This window comes from Gimesia maris (genome assembly GCF_008298035.1).
Taxonomy (GTDB): domain Bacteria; phylum Planctomycetota; class Planctomycetia; order Planctomycetales; family Planctomycetaceae; genus Gimesia; species Gimesia maris.
In genome coordinates, this window is the sequence record NZ_CP042910.1 from 5,953,286 (window position 1) to 5,977,604 (window position 24,319).

General features: G+C 48.6%; 14 protein-coding genes. 7 read left to right on the plus strand and 7 right to left on the minus strand.

From position 1 onward, the window contains the following. Positions 1–161 precede the first annotated feature (161 nt). Both GmarT_RS21990 and GmarT_RS21995 read left to right on the plus strand, forming a co-directional pair. Positions 162–1,619 (plus strand): GntP family permease, encoded by a 1,458-nt coding sequence (locus tag GmarT_RS21990; RefSeq protein ID WP_002645732.1) that lies wholly within the window; start codon positions 162–164, stop codon positions 1,617–1,619. Positions 1,620–1,724: 105 nt separating this feature from the next. Next, on the plus strand, positions 1,725–2,660 hold the full coding sequence (locus tag GmarT_RS21995) for a DUF6807 domain-containing protein (RefSeq protein ID WP_149303233.1): 936 nt from the start codon (positions 1,725–1,727) through the stop codon (positions 2,658–2,660). Between the two features lie 6 nt (positions 2,661–2,666). Here GmarT_RS21995 and GmarT_RS22000 read toward each other — a convergent pair whose 3' ends face one another. Further along, positions 2,667–3,974: a BBP7 family outer membrane beta-barrel protein gene (locus GmarT_RS22000; RefSeq protein ID WP_081459447.1), complete on the minus strand. Its 1,308-nt coding sequence runs from the start codon at positions 3,972–3,974 to the stop codon at positions 2,667–2,669. A 74-nt stretch (positions 3,975–4,048) separates the two neighbouring features. Next, positions 4,049–7,909 (minus strand): beta strand repeat-containing protein, encoded by a 3,861-nt coding sequence (locus GmarT_RS22005; RefSeq protein ID WP_149303235.1) that lies wholly within the window; start codon positions 7,907–7,909, stop codon positions 4,049–4,051. 817 nt (positions 7,910–8,726) lie between these two features. Between GmarT_RS22005 and GmarT_RS22010 the strand changes: the two genes are divergently transcribed. Then, positions 8,727–9,659: a prenyltransferase/squalene oxidase repeat-containing protein gene (locus tag GmarT_RS22010; RefSeq protein WP_002645728.1), complete on the plus strand. Its 933-nt coding sequence runs from the start codon at positions 8,727–8,729 to the stop codon at positions 9,657–9,659. A 145-nt stretch (positions 9,660–9,804) separates the two neighbouring features. Here the strand turns inward: GmarT_RS22010 and GmarT_RS22015 are convergent, their stop codons facing one another. From GmarT_RS22015 to GmarT_RS22030, 4 genes are all read right to left on the minus strand, one after another. Beyond that, on the minus strand, positions 9,805–10,515 hold the full coding sequence (locus GmarT_RS22015; protein ID WP_002645727.1) for a zinc ribbon domain-containing protein: 711 nt from the start codon (positions 10,513–10,515) through the stop codon (positions 9,805–9,807). Positions 10,516–10,722: 207 nt separating this feature from the next. Beyond that, a complete protein-coding gene (gene rpoD, locus GmarT_RS30255; protein WP_002645726.1) occupies positions 10,723–12,408 on the minus strand; it encodes an RNA polymerase sigma factor RpoD in 1,686 nt (561 codons plus the stop codon). Positions 12,409–12,440: 32 nt separating this feature from the next. Further along, the gene (gene dnaG, locus GmarT_RS22025) at positions 12,441–14,351 is read right to left on the minus strand and encodes a DNA primase (protein ID WP_002645725.1); all 1,911 of its coding nucleotides are present in this window, start codon (positions 14,349–14,351) and stop codon (positions 12,441–12,443) included. A 454-nt stretch (positions 14,352–14,805) separates the two neighbouring features. Further along, the gene (locus GmarT_RS22030) at positions 14,806–16,431 is read right to left on the minus strand and encodes a hypothetical protein (RefSeq protein WP_002645724.1); all 1,626 of its coding nucleotides are present in this window, start codon (positions 16,429–16,431) and stop codon (positions 14,806–14,808) included. Positions 16,432–16,998: 567 nt separating this feature from the next. Between GmarT_RS22030 and GmarT_RS22035 the strand changes: the two genes are divergently transcribed. The 4 genes from GmarT_RS22035 (at position 16,999) to GmarT_RS22050 (ending at position 22,528) form a co-directional block, all read left to right on the plus strand. Beyond that, complete coding sequence (locus GmarT_RS22035; protein ID WP_002645723.1) at positions 16,999–17,895, plus strand: DUF58 domain-containing protein; 897 nt, start codon at positions 16,999–17,001, stop codon at positions 17,893–17,895. A gap of 495 nt (positions 17,896–18,390) precedes the next feature. Continuing rightward, positions 18,391–19,296: an ABC transporter ATP-binding protein gene (locus GmarT_RS22040; protein ID WP_002645722.1), complete on the plus strand. Its 906-nt coding sequence runs from the start codon at positions 18,391–18,393 to the stop codon at positions 19,294–19,296. Between the two features lie 110 nt (positions 19,297–19,406). Then, on the plus strand, positions 19,407–21,203 hold the full coding sequence (locus tag GmarT_RS22045) for an ABC transporter permease (protein WP_002645720.1): 1,797 nt from the start codon (positions 19,407–19,409) through the stop codon (positions 21,201–21,203). After that, positions 21,200–22,528, plus strand: a complete 1,329-nt coding sequence (locus GmarT_RS22050) for a hypothetical protein (protein WP_002645719.1) — start codon at positions 21,200–21,202, stop codon at positions 22,526–22,528. The genes GmarT_RS22045 and GmarT_RS22050 overlap by 4 nt, the downstream gene beginning before the upstream one ends. 79 nt (positions 22,529–22,607) lie before the next feature. On the opposite strand, the gene GmarT_RS22055 is transcribed toward GmarT_RS22050, so the two are convergent. Continuing rightward, positions 22,608–24,263: a LamG domain-containing protein gene (locus GmarT_RS22055; protein ID WP_081459445.1), complete on the minus strand. Its 1,656-nt coding sequence runs from the start codon at positions 24,261–24,263 to the stop codon at positions 22,608–22,610. Positions 24,264–24,319 lie beyond the last annotated feature (56 nt).

Consider the following 24,319-nt stretch of genomic DNA (forward strand, 5'->3'; position numbering starts at 1 on the left):
ACTGCAAACAGATTTTAAACGGAAGCATCACCTTTTCTTAATTTACTTCAGTAATAGAGGCCTCAATTTCTACGGCGCGGTGGGTTGCGTCAGCGACAATTCTATGTAATGCTCGTACCCATTCATGAAGATTCATCTAAGATTTTCCCGGAGAAGCGCTTATGTTGGAAAACAGTCCATTTATCCTATCAGCGATCCGCTTCAATAAATTGTTCAGCTATCTGGACGAGCCATTCGTCATATTGGCGATCGGTATCTCCATAGTCATCGGGATGATTATCTTTCTCCGGATTAATGCTTTTCTGGCATTGATCACTGCTGCCATGGTAGTCAGTCTGCTGGGTCCCGAATCTGCCGAGGGAATTAATCGCATGAAACGGGTCGCGATCGCCTTTGGTGACTCGGTCTCCGGGATCGGTATCGTCATTGCGCTGGCTGCGATCATCGGTAAATGCATGATGGATAGTGGTGCAGCGGACAGAATTGTGCGCACTTTTCTCAAGGCATTAGGTGAAAAGAATGCATCGTTTGCGCTGATGGGAAGTGGCTTTGTCCTCGCTGTGCCGGTCTTTTTTGATACGGTCTTCTACCTGTTGATCCCATTGGCACGTTCACTGTACCGCAGCACGCATCGTAACTACCTGTTATATATCATGGCGATCGCCGCCGGTGGCGCCATTACTCACACACTGGTTCCTCCGACTCCCGGTCCTCTGGCGATGGCAGAATACCTGGGTGTTGACCTGGGAAAAATGATCTTTGTCGGCGTGCTGGTTGCTTTACCGGCTGCACTGGTTGGCATCCTGTATGGAAAGTTTTCCAATCACATGATGGATATTCCCATGCGGGACGTCGCCGAACATAAAGAACCTGATCCGCTTGAAGAGCACGAGCTCCCTTCGCTGTTTGTTTCATTGCTCCCGATTGTCCTCCCGGTGCTGATGATTACCGCCAATACACTCGTCAATTCACTTGTCGATGCCAACATTGGCCCCCAGAAACTTCTCACCAATATCGCTCCTTATACTACGATCATTGGTGATGCCAACTTCGCACTCCTGGTTGCGACAGCGATCTCTCTGATCATCCTGCTGAGACAACGCAGCATGACTCTATTACAGTTGAGTGCCACCGTTGAACAGGCATTGATGAGTGGCGGCGTGATCATTCTGATTACTGCAGGCGGAGGAGCCTTTGGTAAAATGCTGACCGTGGCCAAAATCGGTCCCGCCATTCAGGAGATGTTCAGCAACGAGTCTGGTGGAACGGGGTTGAGCTTTCTGTTCCTGGGATTTGGAATCGCCGCCCTGTTGAAAGTGGCACAAGGCTCCAGTACGGTCGCGATGATTACAACTTCGGCAATGCTGTCAGCCATGCTGACTACAAACACTGTTAATCCAATCTCCCTCGGATTTGATCCCGTTTACCTGGCAACAGCGATTGGTGCCGGCTCTTTGATTGGTTCCTGGATGAATGACAGTGGTTTCTGGATTTTCTGTAAGATGAGTGGCCTGACCGAGGCGGAAGCCCTTAAATCCTGGACCCCCCTGCTGTTTGTGATGGGATGTACGAGTATGGCGACGACCATCCTGCTTTCCATCGTCTGGCCAATGTCATAACTCTTTTCCGGATGTCAGCTTTACATTGCTGAAATCAGGGTCTACTCTGAATCGAGGTCCCGATACACACCTGACGTATGCTTTCCGCTTGAGAGGAGTCCGGAGATGAGCGCCCTTTTTCCGCAATGCCAGATTGTTCCTCAGCCCGAATCTCAATTCTCGTTTCGAATTCAGGGCAAGGAACGGTTGCGCTGGCATCATGCAACCCATTATTCACGCCCTTTTTTCTATCCGCTGACCGGGCCGTCCGGCATCCCGTTAACTCGCATTGGACATCCCGGGGCTCCCAATCATGACCATCATCGTTCGGTCTGGTTCGCGCACCACCAGGTACTGGGAATCAACTTCTGGGCAGAAAATACGGAAGCGACCATCGCACAGAAACGCTGGCTTTCCCTCGATGAAGCAGACGACGAAGCAATCCTGGCAGTGGAACTGGAATGGCGGGATGGACATGACCCACAGCCTTTACTGCGCCAGGAACTGATTTCTGCAATACGTACGAATCAAAAACAGGAACTGTTTCTGGAACTGCAAACCACATTTTATCCGATGGCAGAATCCCTGGAGTTTCAGAAAACGAATTTCGGTTTTCTGGCGGTGCGGGTCGCGAAATCCATCTCCAGTTTTTTCGGTGCAGGAAAAATCACGAACAGTCGCCAGCAGTCGGGTGAAAAAGAGATCTTTGGTAAACCGGCTGAATGGATGGATTATTCAGGTCCTGTTGCACCTGAAATCACAGAGGGAATCACCTATTTTTATCATCCCGAAAATCCCGTGGCAGCATCAGAGGATTCTGTATCGTGGCATGTTCGGGAAGATGGCTGGATGGGAGCATCTCCCTGCATGCACGGATCTCTGGAAACAACTCGAAAGACGCCGTTGACATTTCGATTTCTACTGCATGCCCATGCCGGCGAAATCAATCATGACCAGGCAAGCAGGGTCTATCAGCAATTTTCGGAGAGTCTGCGTTATCAGTTGCGTAAGCCGGAAAAGAAGCACACCAGCGCATCGGTCAGTCGAAGAACTTCTCAGTAAGTAGATTTACCAGACAAGTTCAATCCCGCCGGTAATACCATCGGCAGAGAACTTGGAGTGCTCCTGGCGGACTTTCGTACCAGTTGCCGGATTTGAAGAAGACCGGTCTTCATTGTAGTCAATGATATCGTAAGCACGCGAGACCTGACCAATAAACAGGTAATCGTACCCGACGAAACAGCGAAGATGTTCAGTCACATTCAGTTTGGCATACAAGGAAAGCTGGAATGTAGGAGAAAACTCATTGTTTTTCTGTACGGAAACAATTGTCGGGTCGGTGGCTTCAAACAGTTGATCTGTTCGCACCTGATCGGTATCCCGATTGAACCCGAAGGTAAATTTGGGTTCTGCCCCAATTGTAAAGCGACTGTGTCGGTATTCTGCCCGGGCACCAATGCTGGGGCCGAACACACGGTTTTCGACTTTTGAATAGATGGTTGTAGTACGAGGTGTTCCGATTCCCCCACCTGAATCCACGCCTACCTGGTTCATTGTTTCCCGCAGACTGATGAAACGAAAACCGAACAGAGGCTGCATCCGAAATCCTTCGCCGGGGAGGTAGGGATCCAAGATATAATTCACCCCGGTACCGAACATCTCAGTGTTCAGGTTCACGCTATAGCTCGTATCGTACACGTTTGTATTGGAAGCCAGAGCTCCATTGATATTGAAGTTGGTCACAACGACCAGGTCATCATCGGGAATGGAATTCGACTGAGTTGCGTAAATGGAATCAGTAGGACGAGTCGATTTATTCTTGAAAATCCCCCAGGCATTCCACTCGATTGCTCCATCCTGTATGGGAAACGCTAATGTAGCCCGCATCCCGTTCGTATCCATGGTACGGTCGATATAATTCAAAGCGACACCATCACCTCGGGCAATACCGGTCGAACGGTCAAATACAGGTGTTGGCTCAGTTGGATCCGGAACCCCCAGGATTGGTGCACTCAATAATATGTTATCAGGTCCTTCCAGGGACCAGTGCAGATACTCCAGTTTGAGAGTTGTCGAACCAAACATGCTTTTGATCGACTTATCAATGGGAGAGTCGTAGGTCCATCCCCGATCGACGGGCAACTGCCGAACCAGAGATCGGGAATAGGTATTGACGCCTGAGAACAGGCCTGATTCATTAACAATTTCTTCATCCACCATGTCGGCATCACCGTGCATGACAAATTCGGTTGTGCCATCATCGGCTGCTGCTACTTTATGCATCCCGACAGGTAAGCCGGTCGAGCACAGCAACACCAGTAGTGCACTCAGTCTGAATGGAGTAATCATCATTACTTTCCAGGATGTGCGACTCATCGATTAAAACCTTGAATTTTTGGATTAAAACACACGAACGTGCTCTTAAACATGAAACTGACTCAGGTATGGCTTTACGGCAGCAGGAATCCGTTCAGGCTGATCTGGCCATCGAATGTACCACCACCAGGATTGAACAGGATGAAACTGTTGTTATTACCGACCGTTGTTACATTCACAATATTATTGATTCCAGTTCCCAGTTGCAGCGGACCATTGAGCATCGCGTTGAAGCCAACTGCTGTTTCGTTATCATCAAAACCGCCATCGAATAAACCAATCAGGTTGTTATCAATGACAACAGAAGAACTTGTGGCATCAATCAGATCAAAGAAAATGGCGTCGCCGCCTATTGCAGACATATTGATAATATTTGTATCGATTTGTACTGAGGAGTTAGCAGCTAAATCCAGAAATCGCAGACCGGTCGAGTCTTCACCCGCCATGACAAAGCCCTGATCGATATTATTGGCGATCAGGATGTTGGAAGGTCCTTCTGTAGTAACCTGAATCCCTTCACTGTTTGTTCCTGCGATTGTAAAGTTGTTATTATTGGTGACGGTCAATGTCATCAGGTCTTCCAGGTCACTGCTGGTGGCCTCGATATCAATCCCCTGATTATTTGTAGCCCCGGTTCCAAAGAACTGGTTCCCATTGGTAACCGTAATATCCATCGGACCTTCCCAGATCACACTCAGTCCAGCGGTGTTGGAGATACTGTTTGTAATATTGTTGCCTTCCATCGATACGGTCAGCAGGGAATCGTCAAGTAATCCACCGGATTGAATACGAATGGCATCTGCACTGTCGTCAGTAATGGTATTGTTCTGCAAGATGATGGCAAACACATCATCGTCGGTATCGTCCAGTTCAATATTGGCCAGGTAGTCAATCGAATGCTCAGTATTATCAGTACCGTTATCCAGTAATTCGGAATCGACCATCTGGAATGTGCGACCATTGACAATTCGGACACCATCGCCCAGCGAATCTTCGACTCGTACACGTGTGAGGTTCACGCGTGGGCCATCGTCAACATCTGTCTCATGCCACTCGATACCGGAAACCGTCGGGATCTGAATTTCCAGTCCATCCAGGTTGACGCGACCAATGTCTTCCATCCAGACACCGTGAGTGGTTGCAGTGATTGTTCCACCAGCATCGATGGTGGCACCATCACCGGCGATGGAGAATAGTCCGGGGGTACGCACCAGGCGAATACCGGCACTGTTCAGATAAAAGGCGTTATCTCCGGCGCTATTGACTGTGTTTAAGTCAGGCCCGTTTGAGGGTCCCGCGGTGACCGAGGTGAGATTCAAAGAGAGACTGGAGTCTTCGATATCAATCGCTGCCGCATCGGTTACCGTAATGATACCACCTGTGGAGCTTAATGTTCCTGCATTATCATTCGCAATCAATGCCAGGTTATCAACCGCGGTGATATTCAAGTCGCCGAAATTAACATTACCCGGGTTATCATGCACATAGACGCCAACTGGTGGATCGACAACCGGTAATACTACTGGTGCTACATAAGCGATACTGTTGGCTGTCACATTAAGAGAACCAAAGCTTACGATAGGAGTTGTATTCAGAATATGAACGACTGGCACAGCGGCATTCGTTGTTCCGGTGACGGTCGTGTTATTAAAGGATACAGAACCCGCGGTTCCTCCCTGTCCGGCATTGTCGATCAACAACACAGAGCTGGTAGTACTGCTGTTGGAAAGTACCATGTTCCCCATGCGAATAATGGGACTGTCATCGAGAACGATAAAGGCTTCATTTGCGGTACCGGAAACCGTGGTTGTCCCTGAGACGCTGAAGGTACCAGTGTTACCACCCGTATTGAACGAGATCCCTTCGCCGGCACTACCTGTAACACCGACATTCCCGCCAAACGAAATATTTCCAGAAGTATTATTGATATCAATACCATGTTCAGTCGCCAGGGAGACTCCATCAGAGATTGTGGTGTTCCCTACGACAGACATGTTACCGGTTAAGTTTTCAACCAGGATACCGGTACCATTTCGGTTCAGGATATCGATATCCTGCATCTGAAAGACGCCCGGGTAATCCTCAACGAAAATGCTCGCATCGGTGGCAGAATCAATGATGGTGGCCGCCTGGGCGGTATTTCTGATTGTGACCACGGCATTGGCAGAACCGCCAGTCACATGAATCCCTTCATTCGTACTGCCTGTAATCGTAACATTATCCAATACGGCTCCACCGCCGATATTGTTAATCAGGACCCCCTGACTGTTGGTATCACTGATCCTTGAGCCTGTCATATTCACGGAACCACCCGTGGTATTCTGAACCAACACGGCGCGACCTGCTCCCGTGTTCGTGATCGTACCCGTTTCGTAGCGGATCAATGGATTACCGCCATCAACGACAAAGGCATCTCCCGCCGAGTTCGTTACATTTGTGGTTTCAAAGGTCAGGGTGCCGGAGGTACTGTTCAGATAGATTCCCTCGCCAACGGCATTGTTGACATCAACATTATTCACAACGGTTTCTGAAACTCCAATGCCGACAATACCACGCCCTGTCGCATTATTCAGGATGAAACCGGAAAATTCACTGTTTGATGCCAGGATCGCACCATCGCCGACGGTATCGTTAAACGTAGGTCTGATGAGACTGTTGGGCCTGAGTGGACTTCCATAGAGGGGTGAGTTAGGTAGTAACTTTGATCCAAATCCCTGAATATTGATGAAATGATCTACTCCCTGTCCTTCACCCAGAATCCGGTCACCGGCAACCAGAGTGATTGGTGCAGCATTACTATATTCGCTGCCAGCATGAGTAAAGATAATGTCCCGGGATACGCCTGCCTGTGCCTCCGGGATGGTCTGGTAAGGATCGAGAACGCTTCCGGTTCCACCAGCTCCCGCATAAGAGTCCACATGAGAAATGGTCCAGGGTAAACCGGTTTCCGGGTTAATTGCCACCAGGCCGGAATCGACAACCTTACTCTGTTCGACAACAACGTTATAGTTTTTGCGAACCCGTTCCGCCATACGATACATCTGGGTGGATTTTTCCATCTGGTTCCACTCAGGACGACCGGCGAAGGTCCAGGTAACATTGAAAAAGACATTAGTATTAAAAGTGTCATCGCTCGTGATGCTGAGTTCTGTCAGTACATTAGGCAGAGGATAAGCCTGCAGACGACCACGCCAGCCCCAGACATCTGCACTTTCTGACGCCTGGAATCCATACGTACCTGCGTAAGCGCGTGCCTGAAACTGTTGTGCCAGTTCACCCCAGATGGGAACCCCGATTTCCGCATCGAACCCCCGCATCGATTTTCCGATGGTCCGCGTTTGATCGTACAGTACATTAAATCCAGAGAATCTCTGGCTGCCATCATTAAACTCCAGGTTCAACTGCTGTTCACGATTTCCGATTGGCAGATAAAAGTTTCCGTTTGCATCCCAGTAGCGTCCCATGGTCTCGACGTTCAATGCCAACTGCTGGAATATTTTATCCGTCGAATCATCACGGTCGTAATAAAAACTGGTACCGAAGATCCGGTCTGTGTCGTAATTGTAGAAACGATAGCCCAGGCCTGCGCCACCACCAAGGTTACCGCGATTGGTTCGCCACAGGCGAAAGTTACCAAACATCATCCCGGCATCATCCGGGTTTTTGGTATGAGTAAACAGATAGGGCATGGCCTCGATGTGAGAGATGGATTCGCCCAGACCAACGGTTTTACCCGCCTGGTGACCTGCCCGAAAGAGTGTTCCCATTCCGTTACCCGGCACGACTGATGAAATTCCATCAAGCGTATCTGTTGCCTCTGATCCGTCAGCAATGATCGTCGAAAATTCGACTTCATCCTCGGCTAATAATGTTCCTGACATGGCGGAGATCGCCAGAACGATTACGCCGGCAATCAGGCGAAATGCAATTTTCATAAATCGTCCAGAATAGCTTGATGTCAACACAGGCATCTGTTTCACCTCGGCAAAGCACGCTGAGTGCATTTTGGCGTTTTCGTCCCGGTTTGTTCTATTTTGATCTGTCATGAATTTGTTTTGATCTATGACAATATTTTCAGGAAAATCCATGAGATTATCTCAACAAGAAATCTTCTGAATTCGGTAATGAGCCAGGGAGAATTCTCCACAGACTCGATTATTCAAGTCGTATCTACGTTACGCGCACATTCGATGACAGATGATTCCACCACAGGCAGAAACACTCGCAGATGGAGACACATCTGTTATTGAATGTCTATTTAAATTGATTGATTGATTTACTGGAGTGGGTTCAGTTTGACCGGTGAATCAAGATCAAGAGAGAGGCTGTGATCATGACGGTTTCCTCAAATGAGGCACTGGTCATCCTGATATTGGATATGTTGTGACACGAACCGGGAAAAAGCAGCTTTTTCACGGAAACATGTTACGGTGATTTGATTAGTTTACTGGTTGTTTTTAATGTGAATTGTAGCTCGGAAGAATCGTGGATCCGTCTGAAGATCAGACAAAACCGGTTAGACAGTAAAATAAGAGAGTTCCGAATGGTTTACTTGTTTTACAGTCTGGAGAGAGAATGATTCTTTGAGTTTTAGAGATGTTGGGCGGGAACATATTCTAAATTCTGATCCGACGAAAGACGAATTTGACATTTCCCACGAGAATTTTTTGACAATTTTAAAAATAGTCCAGCGAAAAACAGCTTCAAATACTGCCTGTCATCTGGTTTTTCCGCTTAAGGCCCGCATTTTTTATGAATCACCAGCCCTATTTACTGAATCTGGCACTTCGCCTGGCGGAGGGTCTGGAAAAGTGGCCAGCAACTTCTCTGGAAAAACATCGCCAGTTTATTTTATCGCAACAACAGCCCGACGGGGGGTTTTCCGGCAGAGAAGGGGGATCAGACCTCTATTATACAGGTTTTGCAGTCCGTAGCCTGGGAATCTTAGGCGGAGTGAAACCTGACGAATGCGAGAAGATCAGTGACTATCTCAGACAGTTTCAAATTGAAAAACTGTCTACCATTGACCTGTTAAGCTGGCTCTACTGCGCGTTGATTGTTCAAGCATCCGGTGGAGAAGACCTGCTGCAAACAGCGCCAGCCAACTGGAATTCAGAAATATCCTGTTCGCTGGAACGCCTGCGAACCGCAGATGGAGGCTATGCCAAGTCGGAACAGGGAGCACTGGGAAGCACTTATCATAGCTTTTTAGTCATTCTGATTTACCAGTTGATCGGCCTGGATCTGCCTGATCCGAACAATCTGATCCAATTTCTGTACGACAGACAACGCGACGATGGTGGTTTTGTCGAAATCTCGCCCATGAAACGGAGTGGCACAAACCCTACCGCGGCAGCAGTGGCAACATTGATAATATTGAATAGCATGGATGACGAACTCAAAAATGATGTTCAGGACTTCCTGAAACAGGTCAAAAGTTCCGAAGGAGGCTTCCAGGCTAATACCAGAATCCCATTTGCTGATGGTCTCTCTACCTTCACAGGCTTGTTGACCGCACAGGATCTGGAGCTGGAGACATTGATCGACCCGGAACAGGTACAAAAATTTATGACCGAGTGGCTGGAGTTTCCCACGGGTGGATTTCGAGGAGCCAGCTGGGATGAACAGGCAGACGTGGAATACACGTTTTACGGGCTGGGAGTACTCGCTCTGCTGGGACGCTGATTTCTGAGGAAAAGACTGGACCGGTCCAGTTTTACTGTCGCGTCTCCAAAGCGGTTTGGGCCGAATATAATAGATCGACAGACGCTATGCGTACATGCGATCTGCTCGCGAAGTGATGCGCTCTCGTTGAAAACCCGTGCTGTGATTATTCGGAAGCATCTTCCATATACAGCAGCCGCCCACAAGACTTACAGAATACAAGTCGACCTGAATTCAACTCGACGCGCAACTGAGGCTCAATCATTACATTACAGGCAGAGCAGAATTTGCCGGCTACAAAAGCCAGGGCCCCCGCTCCATGTGTTCGCACGAGTCGTTCAAATTGTACTTTAATGCTGTCAGGAATGATCTGCTCTGCATCTGCGATCGCCGCGTTACACTCTTTGATCTCTTCATCCAGAGAGTTGCGCATCGACTCAAAATCCTGTTCCATTTTTTTGGCTTCGGCGTGCGCTGTGTCTTTTTTCCTGACCCACTCCTGAACTTCCGTTTCAGTCGCGTCAATTTTATCCATCAGTTCCAGAATTTCATCTTCCAGCACACTGTTGGCCATCTGGTCAGCTTCAATCTGGCCTTTGATGATGTCGAATTCTTTGTTTGACGAAGCGGTATTCAGTTTTCCTTTGAGGCTGAGGATTTTTGCTTCATTGGTCTGCAGATCCAGGTTTTTCTGGTGGACCTGCTTCTTCAGCTGAGTGACCTGATCCTGCACCGCTTTGAGCTTGTCTTCCTGCACCAATGCGAACTGTTCCTTCAGTTTAATTCGCTTGGGCCCCTGTTCTAATTTCTGATTCACATCATGCAGTCTCAGATACAAATGATGTAAAGCTTTCAAACTGGCAGCAGTCGTCGACATGTTAAAGAACTCCGGAAACGCTCATATTTGAGGCAATTAAGGCAGCGCCTCAGTGCTTTTACCTTGTTATAAAGATTTTCGTACCAAATAGCCAGACATACGCTGTAAAACTGACCGATCTTCTCAGCCTCTCCCGGGAAAACTCGGTTTCAGTACTGTTTTGATCATAAAAAAAACGCCGATCAGAATTGATCGGCGTTTTGAATTTCAGATACTGGCTGATGCTGTGGCATCCGCCGTCTCTTCTTCGGTTTCGGCCTGTCCCCATTCAGGAACCAGGCCTTCTATGAAACCCTGCAGCTGTTTACTGCGAACAGGATGCTGTAATTTCCTGACCGCTTTGGCTTCGATCTGTCGTACACGTTCTCGAGTCACTTTAAAAATCCGACCGACTTCTTCCAGGGTGTAGGTGTAACCATCCCCCAGACCAAATCTAAGTTTAATGATTTCACGTTCGCGATAGGTCAGTGTTTTGAGGACATGATCAATTTTATCTTTGAGCATTTCCTGACTGGCGGTATTCACCGGGCTGTCTGAATCTGAATCTTCAATGAAATCACCGAAGTAGCTGTCTTCACTTTCACCAACGGGTCGATCCAGACTGATGGGATGTCGCGAAATCTTGAGTACGCGTCGCGTCTCTTCCAGGCTGATGCCGGCCACTTCCGCAGTTTCTTCCAGGGTAGGCTCGCGGCCATTTTCCTGCAGCAACTGCTTACTGACCTTTCGTAATTTCGACATGGTCTCGATCATATGCACCGGAATCCGGATCGTACGAGCCTGATCGGCAATGGCACGGGTAATGGCCTGGCGAATCCACCAGGTCGCATAGGTCGAGAATTTATAACCCCGCCGATACTCATACTTATCAACAGCACGCATCAGACCGGTATTACCTTCCTGAATCAAGTCCAGAAAGCTTAAGCCACGATTGCGATATTTCTTGGCAATCGAAACCACCAGTCGCAGGTTACCGCCGGAAAGTTCCCGCATTGCCGTTTCATAGTCCAGGTAACGCTGCTTGACGGCTTTGATGCGTTCCCGCAGTGTTTCGGGAGTTTCCATGGTCATGGCCACCAGGTCCTGCAGCTCTCGCTCCAGGTTGGCTCGGTCATCTTTGGAGTTTTTGATTCGCATATCACTCATGTCGCGAATCTGATCTTCCAGTTCCGTCATCCGTTGGGAAATCTGCTCCAGGCGTTTCATACCAATCTGCAGACGTTGTGTCCTCAGGCTTAATTCTTCAATCAGAGTGGCCATCTTACGACGACGTTTCTGTAGTGAAGCATAAGCTTCCATTCGCTGGCTTTTGGTCAGTTCCGGATTGACGAACTGCTGAAAATCACTGGCATTTTTATTACTCAGGAATTCGAGCGTCTTGAGATTGTGTGGCATCCGCCCCAGAATCTGATTCTTCTCGAGGCCTTCCGTGACGGAAACCTTAATGGTCCGGTCAAAGGGAAGCTCGGATTTATGTACTTTATCCAGGATTTCAATCGCCTGACGCATTGCATAGTCGCTGCTCAATAATTCACGACGGAAGCGACGGCGGGTGATTTCAATCTTCTTCGCCAGACGAATTTCTTCATCTCGCGTCAGGAGTGGAATTTCTCCCATCTGCGTCAGATACATCCGCACGGGATCATCAATCCTACGGGAGAGATCATCGGAAGTGCGGGAGCGTCCCTTGGGCTTCTCCGGCTGTAAGATCGTAATGATCTGATCCGGAATGATGTCTAACTCAATCTCCTCAATCGTCAGCAGGAGATTATCCAGCTTTTCGGGATTCAGCGCTTCATCAGGCAGATAGGCGCTGACCTGATCGTAGGTCAGGTAACCCTGCTTTTTGCCATTTTCAATTAGTTCATTCAATCGGGCGTCGAGTCGGTGCACGTTGCTTCTCCCAATCAGTCTGGTTAGATTCTCTAGTGAATTTTTTTAATGTTTCGTTTTTGATGAAATTCAGATGCTTTTCTTAACAGTTCTTTTGCATCCGAATTTAAACTCTGGTTCTGGGCATTCTGGAACAGCAGCCCTTTGGTTTTTTCATGGTGTTCCCGTTCTTCCCGCCATTTGAGATTCTTGATGGAATGTTTCAGAAAATGTGGAATTCCCTCAAGTGGAGCCGGATCATCAAGCAGTTTGGCGTGAACTGCTTTTTCGCGGGCATGGGCGTCTATTTTGACAACCAGCTGTTTCAGATCTGGATCAGCGATGCGATCCAAAATGCGATTGATATCCAGTACCAGTCCCTCTTCAGTCAAATCAACACATAACTGATACAGGAATCGTAACTGGGGATTTTTCAGGTTTTCGGGGGAGATAAGCTGTTGAATACGAGTGACACATTCGGGATACACAAAAATGATTTCAAGAAGTTCGCTCTCAAGTTGATTGTCTTTCGTTGAATTGTCTGCTTCCTGGAAGTTACCGGAAGTGTCAGTCGGTCTCGGAGTCGAGTAGGATTCGCTGGAGGAGAGGTTCGTATTAAGACTCGGGCTTTTTTTTTGTTTCACTTCACTCAGTCGTTTTCGGACAACTGATTCGTTTAAACCCAGTCGATCTGCCAACTTTCTTAATATGATGTCTTCACGAATTTTGCCGGTTAGGTTAGGGCTTGACGCCAGTAACTCCAGCATCTCTTCTAAAATTCGGTGTTGACCGTCAATAGACTCCAGTCCAAATTTCTGGACACAGACATTCAATTTAAAATTCCAGGCTTCAGGAGCATCCGCGATCAACTGCTTCAACTGCTCTGCTCCCTGTTCTTCTAAAAATTCAGCAGGATCTTTACCTGCAGGCAGTGTTAAAATTCGTAAATCAACTTCCTGGGCAATAAATTTAGTTAAAGATCGCTCTGCAGCCTGTTGCCCCGCAGTATCTCCATCAAAAACTAATACGACTTTTCGCGCCAGACGTTTGAGATAAGAAACATGAGTTTCTGTCAAAGCTGTCCCTAATGTCGCCACCGCATTCGTCACACCAAACTGATGTGCTGTAATGCAATCAGTGTACCCTTCCACGACAACGACCGTTTCCGTTTCGCGAATGGTCTGGCGGGATTCATCCAAACCAAATAACAGCTTACTCTTAGTGAAAATAATGCTTTCAGGGCTGTTAAAGTATTTTGCGATTCCCTCCGCCGCGGAGCCAGGCAGGATCCGTCCCCCAAATGCAACAACCCGTTTCCGTTCGTCGCGAACGGGAAACATGACCCGATTTACGAAATAATCGGAATAGCGGGAATGACCTTCCTTTTTAAAGATCAATCTGGCTTCTGACAACAGGCTCTCCGGATAATGTCCCCGTGACCGGTTGACCAGCCATTGCCAGTCATTCGGATGAAAGCCCAGTCGGAACTGCTGAATGGTTTCTTCGGTATAGCCCCGGTCTTCCATCAGATAACGGCGGGCCATTTCTCCTTCGCGTGTATTCATCAGACAGTCATGAAACTGCTGTTCCGCCCATTTCATCACATCGAATAATGATGTTTTTTCAACAATATTTGATCGTGGCGCGCCGTTTGACTGCCGCGCTAACTGGGGCATTTCCAGATGAGCACGCTCGGCCAGAATCTTCAAAGCTTCGAAAAACTCGACATCATCGTACTTCTGGACCCACTCAAAACAGTCTCCCCCGGTGTTACACACCCAGCAGCGCCAGGTTTCGCGATCGGGATAGACAACCAGTGAGGGGTTATGATCGTTATGAAAAGGGCAAAGGCACTTGAAATCCCGCCCGTTGGGAATCAGCTGGACTGACTCGGAAACCAACTCGACCAGACTCGTTCTCTGGCGGACCAGTTCTTTGAAATTTTGATCAAATCCTGGCGACACCAGTTTCTCCTGAACAGTTCAAAAAGCGGCCCCTCGATGTCACTTTTCGTCTCAGAATGAAAAGTGAACATACAAACACAGTACAAGAGTGCTTCCCTGCTCAACTTGGCGTACTTTAATTCTACTCCATAGATCGAGTGGGTCAAGAATTTCCCCTTCACGATTCCCAACTCTGATCGTCTCTTAAGCTCAAAATTTGTATAACGTTACAAAAATACCTAACCATCCAGGTGAGCTTAAAACCATAAAGCAAACCATGCTTCTTTCGCTTGCGTAACCGGAATCTTCAGTGACTGTCAACTCCCGTACGCAGACAAGTCTGGACAGTTGGTTTATATGAATTAAACATATTATAGCCGTCCGTCCGGCGTCTGCAATCACCGCACAATAAAATTCCCCCGCTGCGCGCAGTGGTGGTTTGTTTCAACGATTGAGGAAACGCCGTACCTTTCACCTATTCGGCAGCAGCTTCTGCAGGCACTTCTGTTTTTGCGAGCTGGTAGAGTGAGATATTGCCGAATTTCTCATTGCATTTCGGGCACTTGGTTTTGGCAATCCCTTTGCCAGTCTTGCCCCCGATTCGCTCCTTTTTTCGGGAATCTTCACTGACAATCAACTGACATCCCTGACATTGTCTGCCCGCCAGAGTCAGTTCGATTTCAGGATCTGCCTCATAAAATTCCAGATTTTCGTTATCCAGAACTTCAAACGATTCCTCGCTGTAATGGCAGGTTACCTGCTGCATCTGATCAGTCAGAGGAATTCCTGAATCCTGTCCCAGTTGATCAATGCCGAAGAATTCTGAAAGTGCTTCAGTCAGTTTGCGATATTCGCTCAACGAGAAAGTGAGATACTGATTTTCCTTTGAATCTTCCTGTTTTGGCAGGGCTATCGCAATCCGGCCTTTACCAAACACGGGAACTCCTGCAAACACGGACTCATGATCGTACATCGTCGGGAAAACCACGCGCAATTTGGAAATCTGCTCGGCTGTGACCGTCTGTACGCTGGCTGCTGGAATTTCGGCTTCCTCTTTTTCTTCCCTGAGATGGGCTGCAATTTCCGCTCTGGCTTTATCCAGTTTGTCTTTCGAACCACCGCCGAGCAAACCGGCTTTGGCCACAACCAGAACCAGCATTTTTTCCGGAGAAATCGCCAGATCGACTGTGGTAAATGCCTTTTCCAGACTGTTCGGTTTCAGCTTCAGCTTGGTCGGGTCAATTGCATGCAGTTTGATCCCTTTCAGCCAGTGTGAGTACGCACCAGCGTCGAATCCATCCGAACCCTCTGTTACCTCCTGCCCCTCGGCAGCCTCAGGCTGTTCAGCTTGCTGCTCGCTGGGAACCGCCCTGGGAACCAGGTACACGACACTGCACGCAGGACATTTTCCTGCCGCACCCCGATATTCTTCCCGGACCCGAATGCGATGCCCATTAGGACAATAAACGACGATGCCACCCTCAACTTTTCCACCGCGTCGCCGTCGACGTCGTCCGCCCCCTTTGCGCCGTCTTTTCTCTTCTTTTTCTTCCTCGATGGCGACGTTGAATAATACATCACCACCTGTTGCGACAGAATGATCTTCGGCAGGGGCTTCTGCAATCTTTTTCGCTTTCTCTTCTGTCGCAGGTGCCTCAGCTTCCTCTTCCTGCTCCTCATGTTGCCTGGCTTCGACCTCGGATTCTTCACGTGCCAGGGGAATCGTCTTTTGATCATCCTGGCTGGAATCCAAGTCCCCGGTCAACTGGAAATCATCATCACTGGCTTCATATTCCGTGACGGCAATACTCTTATCCAGTTCGAAGTCGTCGTCATCACGGTCGGAATAGCCGGTCATCGTAGCGATTGAACTTCGGGACTGCTCCTCTTCCGGATTCTCTGTTTCTTCCGGTAGCTGGCTGAAGATCATCGGTGCCGGATTCTCCTGCATTTTTCGATAAGCTTCTGCTATGTCTTCCCGCATGAAGGAACCACAATTCCAACAGCGAACCAGGCCTGAACGAACCATTTCATTACACAGCGGACACGGTATTTCCGAAGGATTATTATTCTGCTCATCCGGAGTTATGCCATTTGACATAATAAATCCCTGTTTGGATAAATAAATGACGAGAAAGTGAAATTAGAAAACAGATTAAATATTTAGTACTTCTGCTAATGTATTAGGATCAGATATCGAAAAGATTAAGATTTAGCAGAAGAAAAATGCAGGTCTCGAACGTAATTTATTGTGAAGGTATACTAAACCTGATGATCTGGCTTAGAAGGAAGCCCGCACTCCAGATTAACATAGCCACAGGCTGATTGCAGTAATGAATTCTGCTTTTACTAATATTATGTATTACCTGACACCAGACCACCCCTTTTCAGAAAAAAGGATCGCGATCCTGTGATGTCTGGTTATCATAAACCTAGTTTATTCCCTTTCGAAATCAAGATGAAGATCCTGTTTCGAATAGCCTGTCTGATGAATAACCATAACCAACCGACCCGAAATGCTCAAGAGTATACCTCCCTGGCCTAACTAATACCTGTAACACGGTTAATCGCTTCTAAACCAATTCAAGGCACCAGCTTGAGCTGACAGCAAGCCTTACAAGACAAAGATATCTCTTTTGTAATCCTGATCTGACTGAGACAACCCTTTATGGCTAATGCGGAACAATACCTGAAACCAGAAGTCATACAGACGGTGGCGCGGCTGGATCTGAGAGCGAAATTCATCGTCGAAGGATTTCTAAGTGGACTGCACGCCAGCCCGTATCATGGTTTCAGTGTTGAATTCAGCGAACATCGTCGCTACACCCAGGGAGATGATCCACGCGATATCGACTGGCAGGTCTATGCCAAAACGGATCGCTTCTACATCAAAAAATACCAGGCCGAAACCAATCTCACGGGTTATCTGATTCTCGATCTTTCGGAGAGCATGGCTTATACCTATCGCCAGCAGCTTTCCAAGTTTGATTATGGGATCTGCCTGGCTGCCTCGCTGGCATATATGATGATCCACCAGCAGGACCCGGTCGGCCTGATTACATTTGGAGACCGGATTAAGAACTTTCTGCCGGCCCGCAGTAAACGGGGACAGCTGGGTAATATTCTGGCAATGCTGGCCAATTCGCAGCCCAGCGGCACTACTGAAATCGGACAGAATATCCAGCAGATCGCATCCATGGTCAAACATCGCAGCCTGTTGATGATTTTCTCAGACCTGCTGACGGATCAGAAAAACGTTCTCGACGGGTTGCAGAGATTGAGATATGCAGGTCATGATGTCATTCTGTTTCATATTCTGGATGAAGCCGAGGTCTATTTTCCCTTTGAAGGCATGGTTGATCTCAAAGAACCTGAAGGGGGCGACTCCCTGGTCCTCGATGCGGAAGGCATGAAAGCCGACTACCTGGAAGCAGTGCAGGAACTTCGAGGAACCTATCAGGAAAAACTGCTCGCCATGGGCGTGGATTATGTCCCCCTGGATACCAGCATGCCCTTCGACAAGGCATTGATCGAATATCTCTCTCAACGCAAAGCCCGTTTCTGAAAACGAATTGTGCTGCTCCTGCCATCTGCTGCGTTTACCGATTCGAAGCGGAGCATCCATCTATCCGCATGAACACAAACCATTGTCATTTGTAACCGCTTCCATAACCAGTCGGGGTTAAGTTATACGGGTTCGCCGTCGTATACAGGTTGCAGCGACCACGTTCTTGAAATCTTAACCCAGTATGCCACTCTAATAGCTTGCAAGAGCTGCTCTGCAATTTTAGAGTGTTATCCACCATGGATCATTGTTTTCGAATGGATTCCTGATCTTCTGGCCCCTGTCATGGATGCTGGCCTCACATTGATCTGCTGCCTGCTCTGTTTTTTCGTTTCCTCGTCTGGAAATTGAAAATTTTACCAACGGAGCACAGATACAAATCGTAGTAAACTCGCAGATTTTCTAGCGTTAGTTTTAGTTGGTTCTTTTTAGGACTGAGAAACCGTTCTTATACTGGTCATAATCTAACTACAACAGTGGAGCTAAGAACCGCCAATGGACAATGAGTCAGTGATTCAGATTAGCAATCTGACAAAGATCTATCGTGATTTCTGGGGCCGCAAAAAAGTTCGCGCACTCAATTCATTAAGCCTGGAAGTAAAAAAAGGGGAGATCTTTGGTCTGCTGGGTCCGAACGGCTCTGGTAAAACGACCACGCTGAAACTGCTTCTGGGTCTGCTGTTCCCTTCTGAAGGGGAAATTACAGTCCTCGGTCAACCCGCGTCCAATGTGGAAAAGAACGAACGCATCGGCTATCTGCCTGAAGAATCCTACCTGTACCGTTTCCTGAATGCAGAAGAAACCCTTGATTTCTACGGACGTCTCTTCAAGATGTCGGCACAGGAGCGCCGCGAGCGATCAGCCGAACTGATCGAAAAAGTCGGCTTAGGCCACGCCAAGCGCCGCCAGCTTAAAGAATACTCCAAAGGGATGACCCGTCGTATCGGTCTGGCTCAGGCGTTAATCAACAATCCCGACCTGGTCATGCTGGACGAACCAACCAGTGGTCTCGACCCGCTGGGAACGGACGACATGAAGCGGATGATTGTGGAGCTCAAGGAACAGGGGAAAACCGTTCTGATGTGCAGCCACCTGCTGGCAGATGTTCAAGACGTGTGTGACCGCATCGCAATTCTGTACGGCGGCGAACTCAAGGTGATGGGCCGCGTGGATGACCTGCTCAAAGAACAGGAAGAAACACAAATCCTGACTTCGAAACTGAGTGATGAAGCCATCAAAGAAATTGAACAGGTTGTCGCTAAACACAATGGAAAAGTGGATACGATTGACCATCCGACGGCGACTCTGGAATCTCTGTTCCTGAAAACAGTGCAGGAAAGTAAAGAGCGGCCCGGTCAACGATTTGTTCCCGAGACGGAAGAGAAAAAAACGGCCGAGTAAGCAGGATGCCTGTTGTGCATAATGCCACTCTCGATCATTGATTCTGGCTCTGCTGCAGAAATCAGCAGACATCATTTCCGCTGAGATGTTATTCACAGAAGTAAATCATTATGTCTTTTGATCCGATTCCATATGACAAGTCAGCTGCTCTCGTTCATTTTCTGATCGTGTTCGGCAGCTCAATGTTACTCGCGGTCCTGTTCTGCTTCCTGTTAGATTTTCTCACTCGAATCTGTAGCGGGATCTACCAATACTTTTCCGGTGAAGGGGCTTTCCTGACGAAAGTCAAAAAAATCCCTTTTTTCAATGCCATTAAATTTACCTTTTCTTCTGCCGGGGAAGCTCTCTATTCCATCTTGCTGGCAATCGGCGATTTCTTTGTCCAGATGATCCACCTTTCCTGTCGGCGCATCTGGTCGCTGAGTGTGCTCACCATTCGCGAGTCACTCCGTCAGAAAATTCTGTATGTCTTTATTATCTTCGCAGTCCTGTTCATGTTTGCCGGCTGGTTCCTCTCCGGAACGGCAGACAGACCTGATCTGCAGGTTCAGTCCTACATTGACTTCGTTTTGAAAGCCATCAGCTGGCTCGTGATCCCCATCATGCTGCTGCTGGCCTGCTGGTCTTTACCCGAAGACATTCGCCTCAGAACCATTCACACCGTGGTTACCAAACCTGCCTACCGCATTGAAATCGTGCTCGGTCGTATGCTTGGTTTTACTCTGCTGGGTACAGTGATCCTGCTGGTAATGGGAACAGTCGGTTACATCTGGATCGAACGTCAGGTCGCGGACATCGAACAAAGTAAATCGGTGGCATCTGCCGCGAAGAATCAGGAATCCGGGGAAAAATCGACTTCAGAAGAGAAACCGGAAGAAGATGTCTCTCTGCTGGTTTCCAAAGTCCCGTTGTATGGCGAGATCTCTTTTACCGATCGTGAAGGCGCTCCCACCGCATTGGGGATCAATGTCGGCGACGTCTGGATGTTCCGCAGTTACATCGAAGGGGCTACCAAAGCCAGCGCCATCTACAAGTTCAAAGGAGTCGACGAAAGCGATGCGATTGGCGACGATCTGGTTCTGCAGTCGTCATTTGAAGCGTTTCGTACTCATAAAGGAAATATGGAAGTGGGCGGTATTCTATTCCAGCTCACTTTCGTGAATGAAGATAAAGGCCTGCGTGTTGAGTCCCCGCCGTATGTGAATAGGGAATATTCGGATAACCGAATCGCGATCAACCGCAAAATGGTCCAGAAAAAATTCGATGGTTCAGAAGATGTGGAAGTCGATATTTTTGATGACCTGGTGGATGACGAAGGGAACCTGACTGTCGAAGTACACTGCCAGGAAGCAGGGCAGCTGCTCGGAATGGCCCGATCCGACCTGTTTATCCGGACGCCCGACCGTCAGTTTTACGTAGGCTACTCAAAAGCAGTATTTGGAATCTGGATGCCCATGGTGCTGGTCATCATGCTCGGCGTGACCATCAGTTGCTTTGTGAAAGGCCCCGTCGCCATTCTCACCACGTTAACAGTCGTACTGGTGGGATTCATGTCGAAAGAATACATGAATGAAATACTCAGCGGCAAAATGGAAGCAGCAGGAGCGATTGAAGCCTGGTATCGGCTGATTACTCATATGAATTCTCAAACAGAATTACCACCTGGTCCCGTAAAAGTAATAATTGGAGTGGTCGATTCCATCATTATTAACTTCCTCTGGCTCTGCCAGCAGGTGATCCCGAACTTTGGTATCTTTTCCAATATGCGTGAATACGTCATTAAAGGTTTTGATATCTCCTGGAGTGCGGCCATGCTGCCTGCTATCGCGACAACCGCGGCTTATATACTTCCGTGTTTAATCATATCATTCTATAGCTTGAAACTTCGCGAATTGGAGGCGAAATGAACAACCTCTCTTCCAAACATCGTAAACTGGCATACGTTATTGCCATTATTGTCCTGTTGATCCCGGTGATCTGGCTCGGCATGCCTTCCACGGGTGAAGATGGCTCTGGTGGTAAACTGGCTCAACTGCGTGACAAACATGAACTCGGGGAAAGTACCCTGGGTGACGTTGATCCCTCGAGTGCCTCCATGAACTTTGTTCTGCTGGGGCTGCGCGGCATTGCTACGAATATGCTCTGGATCGATGCCAACGAGTATCAGAAGAAAAAAGAATGGGGAAAACTCCGCTCGACCGTTGATTCCATCATCCTGCTCCAGCCTCACTATATGAAAGTCTGGGATTTCCAGGGCTGGAATCTGGCCTATAACGTTTCCGCTGAATGGGACGCTGTTGAAGACCGCTACTTCTGGGTCAAAGAGGGCATTAAATTCCTGAATGAAGGTGTCACACGCAACGAGCGATTTCCGGAACTGGACTGGAAAGTCGGAAACCTGCATGGTCAGAAAGTGGGACGCTCGGACGAATGGCGACAGTTCCGCCGCTTCTATAAAGTGGACCCCGATACGGAACGCTACGATGGGGGCCCGGATCCGGAAATCAACCCCGAACGTCTCGATAACTACCAGGTGGCCAAAGAACACTTCCTGATTGCCAACGACAAAGAACTCAAACACAAACAGCACCTGCAGATGCGGATGCTCTTCCGGGGCTCTCCGTGGCATGCACAATTTGATTATGCCAACGCCATGCAGCGTGAAGGTGTCTTCGGCAAACAGCGCACCGATGCCTGGAAACAGGGTTATGATGAATGGACCGAGATTTACGGCCGTGAAGAGTTCATCACACCCAAAGGTCCGATCGTACTGGAATGGACAGAGGAAGATATCAAAGCCCTGGCAGCGCGGGATGAATCCATTACGGAAAAAGATGTGCGTGATTGGACCAGTCGCTACCAGGATACTTCCAACTATCGATTCTGGCGGACGCGGGCCTCTTCAGAGTCAGAAGAGAATACGATCAAAGCGCACGAATATCTTTATCAGGGCGAGCAGCTCGTATTCGAAAATAAGCTTGATGAAGCGAAACAGAAACTGGAAGAAGGAATGGCTTTATATGCTGCGATTCTCAATCGGTACCCCAGTTTGAAGTCTGAAGATCTCGCCATCGAAGAAGGGCTCCGGGCAGTCATTCTCTGGCGATACATCCATGAACTCAAAGGTCTGCAGTTACCTTCATCCTTCGCACTCAAAGAATTGTGGCTGAAGGAGCAGGGGCGGGTTCCAGAACTCGAAAGTGAACTGCGACGAAATCACGGTATTCAGTAAAATCCAGCCTCTCAATTTAAAACGAAAAGAGTCATCTGAGAATCTCAGATGACTCTTTTTTTGTCATATCTATGAATGATCAGTCTGCAGAAAACGCTTTCTGAACTTCTTCCGCGGATAAGGCACGGCGATACAGTTTGACATCCTTCATTTTCCCATTGAAGTAATCGTGGGCTCCAAAGCCGATCTTCAATGGTTCCGAGTTTGTTAAATCATAGTCTGCTGAATTGAATTCACCAGAGGTCGCAACCAGTTTGCCATCGACATACAGTTTGAGATGTTTGGGTTCCTTTACCGCCACAATCTGTCTCCAGCCAGGCTTGAGCGCCGTATCGTACGTCACGCTCTTGCCCGCTTCGATAGAGTGCACACGTCCGGCAGGCAGGGTGCCTGCAAACAGTCTCCCCTGAAAAACCGCCATCGACCAGACACGCCGATAACGTACATCCGGAGTCAAATCGAGCCGACCTGTATTCGTCCAGTCCACACCGCCGTTATAACGATACACTTCAGCCAGAGGCAATGAGCCCGAATACATGGCTCCGTTATAGACCGCCAACGGCATACTCTCTTTCTCCTCTCCCAACCGCCCGGCCAGGTTCCACAGATTCTTACCCGCATAACGATACACTTCCGCGTGCGGCCACTCACTCACGTAGAGGTCCCCCTCGTAAACGGTGAAGCCATAAGTCTGTGTCGACTCTCCCACCTTCCCGGCCTGTGACCAGTTTGTTCCGTCAAAACGATAGACGGCTCCTTCATCGTAACCCGATGCGTACAGATCGCCGTTATAAACGGCCAGCGATTCCACACGTTTCCCGTCAGGCACTCCACACGACGTCCATTTCTGATCACCGTCGTAACGGTAAAAGGCAGCCGGTTTATACATGGAAGAGGCATACAGTTTACCCCGATAAACGACCATGCCGTTAATCGCTTCTACCTCGGGCAGTTTGCCGCAGTGCTCCCACTTGCCGTCGCCTTCATAACGATAAACGTTCCCTCCGTGATGAGGATTATCTGACTCCGAAAGCGATGAACCCTTCAAGCGATACTTGCCTGTCCCCGCGTACAACTTCCCCTGGTAGACCGCCAGAGAGGAAACCGCGTTGCACAAATCGGGTGCGCCACAGTCGATCCATTTCTGTCCCTGGTCAAACCGATAAACCCGACCGGCGGCTGCTTCACCCGGCACACAGGTTCCTGCATACAGATTCCCATCGTGAACGGCCATGCTGTAAATCAGCACGGCATTCCCCAGTTGTCCGTGATCGGTCCACTCGGCATCGATTCTGCCATTGTCGATTCCAAACTGCAGATGCCGGTCATTCGACTGACTGCTGGTCACGCCGGCATGATTCTTGAGACTCAACTGAAAACCTCGCCGCGTCTTTCGATCGTATTTACTGAGCAGGGTTCCCAGCACATCATCCAGTTCAGCACTGGTATGCACGGTCAGCGAAATGGAAAACTCATCAGTCCCCAGCGATAACGGATCTGTATGCGGTACTTCCAGAAAGGCTTTGCGCCCGTCAAATACCGCCGCCTGATCTGGTTTCAGCACGACCCCCTGATTGATCGTTTTCAGATGCAGTGCACTCCGATCCTGAGAGTCCCCCTGCAATCGCCAGTCCCCCAGCAACTCAGGTTCCTCTGCATTCAGTGCCACGCAATCAAAGCCTGTCACACTTCCGAGCAATATCATCAGCAAATAAATTCCAGGTCGTATCATCATCTTTCACCTTCTAGTACAGAAAAGAGAACGGCATCTACACAGCTCCATTCTTAACA